The organism is Patescibacteria group bacterium, from assembly GCA_022560785.1.
In the GTDB taxonomy this organism is placed as follows: domain Bacteria; phylum Patescibacteriota; class Minisyncoccia; order Phycocordibacterales; family JADFSL01; genus JADFSL01.
On the sequence record JADFSL010000035.1, the window covers coordinates 1 to 4,275 of the forward strand.

General features: G+C 40.2%; 4 protein-coding genes and 1 tRNA gene. 1 reads left to right on the forward strand and 4 read right to left on the reverse strand.

Annotation, left to right across the window (positions count from 1 at the left end; all coding sequences use genetic code 11):
* Window positions 1-758: 758 nt before the first annotated feature.
* Window positions 759-831: transfer RNA gene (locus IIB50_02895), tRNA-Asn, on the reverse strand.
* Between the two features lie 78 nt (window positions 832-909).
* Between IIB50_02895 and raiA the strand changes: the two genes are divergently transcribed.
* Window positions 910-1,314, forward strand: a complete 405-nt coding sequence (raiA, locus tag IIB50_02900; GenBank protein ID MCH7530038.1) for a ribosome-associated translation inhibitor RaiA — start codon at window positions 910-912, stop codon at window positions 1,312-1,314.
* Window positions 1,315-1,327: 13 nt separating this feature from the next.
* Here the strand turns inward: raiA and IIB50_02905 are convergent, their stop codons facing one another.
* From IIB50_02905 to IIB50_02915, 3 genes are all read right to left on the reverse strand, one after another.
* Complete coding sequence (locus IIB50_02905; protein ID MCH7530039.1) at window positions 1,328-2,182, reverse strand: methionyl-tRNA formyltransferase; 855 nt, start codon at window positions 2,180-2,182, stop codon at window positions 1,328-1,330.
* A complete protein-coding gene (gene def, locus IIB50_02910) occupies window positions 2,166-2,687 on the reverse strand; it encodes a peptide deformylase (GenBank protein MCH7530040.1) in 522 nt (173 codons plus the stop codon). Before def ends, IIB50_02905 begins: the two co-directional genes overlap by 17 nt.
* Window positions 2,688-2,876: 189 nt before the next feature.
* Complete coding sequence (locus IIB50_02915; GenBank protein ID MCH7530041.1) at window positions 2,877-4,229, reverse strand: hypothetical protein; 1,353 nt, start codon at window positions 4,227-4,229, stop codon at window positions 2,877-2,879.
* Between the last annotated feature and the right edge of the window lie 46 nt (window positions 4,230-4,275).

Sequence of the window (4,275 nt, forward strand, 5' to 3'; positions counted from 1 at the left end):
ACTGCGTGAATGAAGCGCCGGATATAACGGCAATTTTTGTTTTTGAAAGCAATTCACAAAGAAGGTTTATCATTTTTTTATCGGGTTGCATTTTGCTTACATTAAGCGTCCCATCAAGGTCAAAAATAATCAATTCTTTCATACTACGCGACAAAGCAGTAAAGACCTGTTTTTTTGTATTTAAATTTCTTGCTGCCTATATCCATGGCTCAAGTATACCAAAAGTTCTAACGTTTCTCTCGTTGGGTCTGTGGAGTGGCTACAAATATAGTTGCTCCGGCGACCACAGTACCAAAGCAAAGCTTGGTACGTGGTAAGCAGGAGTCTCGATCTCTACGAGATCAGTACGGGTTGCCAGATATTTTCTTTGAAAATATCTGGCAACCCTTTCGAGTCCTGTCCCGGTGACAAACACAAAAGCCCTAATGCATTCGCATCAGGACTTAGTGTTTGTTGCTCCGGCGACAGGAATCTCGATCCTTACAGGATCAGTACAGGTTGTCGATATTTTTACAAAATATCTGGCAACCTTTTCGAGTCCTGCCACAGAGAGAGATAAGTAAAACCCCAATGCATACGCATCGGGGTTCAACTTACTCTAGCTCCGGCGACAGGGTACTCTTCCATTACATGGACGGTACACCTTTTCTGTTTTCTTTTCATAAATTCAAGAAAACTATCAAAGGTCTTCGAGTCCTGCCACAGAGAGAGATAAGTAAAACCCCAATGCATACGCATCGGGGTTCAACTTACTCTAGCTCCGGCGACAGGACTCGAACCTGTGACCCATTCGTTAACAGCGAATTGCTCTACCAACTGAGCTACACCGGAATATGCACATTTTACAAGAAATGTTATCAAATTGGAAGTATTGCAGTATAAAACCACATGTTATACTACAGACAATATATGCACATAAATATTAAAGCGACTCACATCACATTAACTCCCGAGGCGTCTGAATATTTAGACAAGCGACTGGCCTCACTTGAAAAGTTGGTTGATCCTAATGATACGAGTGCCATGGCTGATGTTGAAGTAGGAAAAACGACCATGCATCACCAATCCGGTGATGTGTTTCGGGCTGAAATCAACATACGAACAGCAGGGAAGCAGTTTCGAGCGGTAGCAGAAGAAGGGACTCTCTATAGCGCGATAGACAAGGCACGAGATGAGATACTGAGAGAAATGAGAAGAAATAAGCAAAAAAGACTCCATTTACTCAAACGAAGTGGTGCCAAAGTAAAAGAGTTCACTCGCGATCTTCAGGCAAGGGGAGTGCACATTAAAAAATTTCTGCGGCGTAAAAAATAAAAAATTTAAACTATTATCCTCTCAGAAAATCTTCATAATCCATTTCTCGCTTGCCCTCGGGTATAACTCGGGTAATTTCCAATTTTGCATCTTTTAGCCGCGCGTCCATTATTTTTACCCTCATTTCCTTTCCTTCTTTCTTAGTAAAAAAATAAGTACCGGGCCATCCTTCAAACGCTCTTATTTTCCGCAGGTTTTCATGAGGATCGAGAGAGAGGTCTATTAAACCGTCTTCCTTTTTTATCTTTTCAGTATATGTTGCTTCGTTGTGTTCCTGTGCTTCAGGTGTTATTTCCCCTGCAACAAACGGCTCAATTACTTCAGCCAATAGGTTGCCACCTTCGGTTGCCAACATTTCCGAGAGCAGACTTGCACGAGGAGGCCAGCTTTCAATCTCTATACTTGCTTGAGCTATAATGGGTCCGTGATCCATTTTTTCATCAACAAGCATTATACTGACACCTGTTTTTTTCTCATCCCTAATTATTGCTGAGATTATAGGGGAAGCTCCACGGAGTTTAGGGAGAAGTGATGGGTGAACATTGAGTGTGCCGTATTTTGGAATATCAAGTATTTCTTTTGGAAGAATGGTTCCATATGAAGTCACAATAAATAAATCCCAGTCGGTATTTTTTAAATCTTCTAGAAAATCTTCATCGCGAAGATCATCTGGTTGGAGTACATCAACTTCATTATCATGTGCCCACACCTTAACTTCAGATGGGGTCACGACCAACTTTCTCCCTTTTGGTTTGTCAGGAGCTGTTATTATAAGGGCAATCTCGATTCCGCTCTTTTTGAGTCTATCAAGGACAACAGCGGCAAAATGAGGAGTGCCGAAAAATATAATTTTAAGATTTTTTTTCATGCGTAACAGGTATATCCCAAGTATCAGATGTTTTATCTATAAAAAGTATTCCATCTAAGTGGTCAATTTCGTGCTGGAAAATTTGTGCAATAAGTCCACTACCTCCATGTTCTATTTTCTTTCCGTTTTCATCATAAGCACACAGAGTAACTTTTTCAGCTCGTTTGACTTTACCGTACACTCCTCGTACAGACAAGCATCCTTCGTCGATTATATTTTTTTTATTTGAACGTTTTACAATAATTGGATTTATAAATATCAAATTTTTTTCAGGATTCTCTTTGGTTACCCTCTCTTCTTTCAACGCTTTCCCCGATATAATAAATAAGCGAATGGATTTTGAAACCTGTGGTGCGGCAAGAGCGATACCATCCTCTTGTCGAGCAAGAACCTCACTCATTTCCCTTATGAGTTTTTGAATTTTTTTGGAGGATATCTCATTTTGTGGCACCTCTTTAGCCACTTTTCTCAATATCAAACTTCCTTTTTGGACTATTGTGACCATATACAGATTATATCGCCCTTATTACAAAAATAAAAACCCGCCGGAAATGCGCCGGCGGGCGAGTCGGGGAGAGAAAGAGGACATGTTTCCTTTACTTGGTGGGCAAAAGGGCAGTGCTCATCTCCTCACTCTTCGGACGATCAGTCCGATACACAGAATTCTACCATAGTAGTTCGCCGTGTCAACCATTTAAAATAGATTTTCCGGATCAATGGTAACAGCAATACTGGGAGGCAGTGAACGAAGCCCTGTCACCAATTTCTCACTAGGCCATACTTTCTTTTTTATGCGAATAAGGCCGTACATTGTATGCTGACCTCTATTTTTTACAGGAGACGTGTATATATGAATGTTGTATTCCGTAAACATTTCTTCTATTTTTTTAAATTCTTTCTTGAGACGTGGCAATGCTCCACTTATGGCTATTTTTACAAGTACGTGAGTTGGGGGATATTTTAATTTTTCACGCAATGAAATTTCCTGTTTATAAAAATCAAGAATATTTCCTACAGCGGCATATTTTAGCACTGTGTTTTCCGGTCGGCGAGTTTGTATCAAAAACATCTTTATTGCAAGATCTCTCATCCTGAGAAGGAGTGAAAATAATTTTTCTGATATTCTCCACTGTGGCACAGACAAAAGGGAATCAGATGAAGCCACAACTACATACTCAATCGGCTCATTAAGATATGGCAGTACCATCTCTGTTCCAAGAAGAATACTTCCCGGTGTGTCATAAAAAAGTTGCACAGCACTTTTTGTCTGTTTATGGGTTGATAAGTTGTCTCTGTCGGCGATTATCACTTTTCTTTTTGGAAATTCGCTTTTCAACACACTCTCTACTCGCTGTATTCCAATACCGAGTGCCACCAAGTTCCAACTTTGACACAGAGTGCATCGCTCCTTGGCACTTCTCACGGCTCCGCAGTAATGGCACATAAATACATTGACTCTCAGGGCACTATGAAGCACCACTGGCGTATTGCACTTCTCGCATAACACTGTATGTCCGCAGTCATTGCAAACGGTAGAGGATGCAGTACCACGACGAGCGGTAAATATAAACATTCGTTCTCCTGACTTTCTGGTTTTATCAATAATCTTTTTCATATCATCACTGAGAATTTCAAACTTCTTTTTCTTTATATTTAGACCGTCTTTACTTTCTGCTTTCATGTCTATTATTTTATGTTGTGCAGATGTCGCAGGTGTAGTCGGTCGGAGTTTAAGAGGTCGAAGTTCTTCAAATTCACCATTTTTATATCGATGCATTGTTTCAGTGCGCAACGGCATACCGGAAAGCACAAAACGGGCTCCATATTGCGCGGCAATGTATTCTGCAAAAATCCTCATATCAAGAAATGGTCTGGTGGAATGTTTGTAGTACGAGGAATGCTCCTTTTCAATAATTATCGTATTGATATCACTTCTTGGAATAGACAGAAACATCGGTGTTCCTATCATGAGCATGGGATGTTTTGTCTCAACGGCTTTTTGCCACGATTCTTTTATTTTCTTTTTTGTAAAAGAGCTATGCAGCAAGACACTGTATTGCTCTATTCCTCTCTGTAATACTTTAAATAATCGT

Excerpts from the sequence above, each read along its gene's own strand:
- raiA (MCH7530038.1), top strand. The coding sequence starts at position 910 with ATGCACATAAATATTAAAGCGACTCACATCACATTAACTCCCGAGGCG.
- IIB50_02905 (MCH7530039.1), bottom strand. The coding sequence starts at position 2,182 with ATGAAAAAAAATCTTAAAATTATATTTTTCGGCACTCCTCATTTTGCC.
- def (MCH7530040.1), bottom strand. The coding sequence starts at position 2,687 with ATGGTCACAATAGTCCAAAAAGGAAGTTTGATATTGAGAAAAGTGGCT.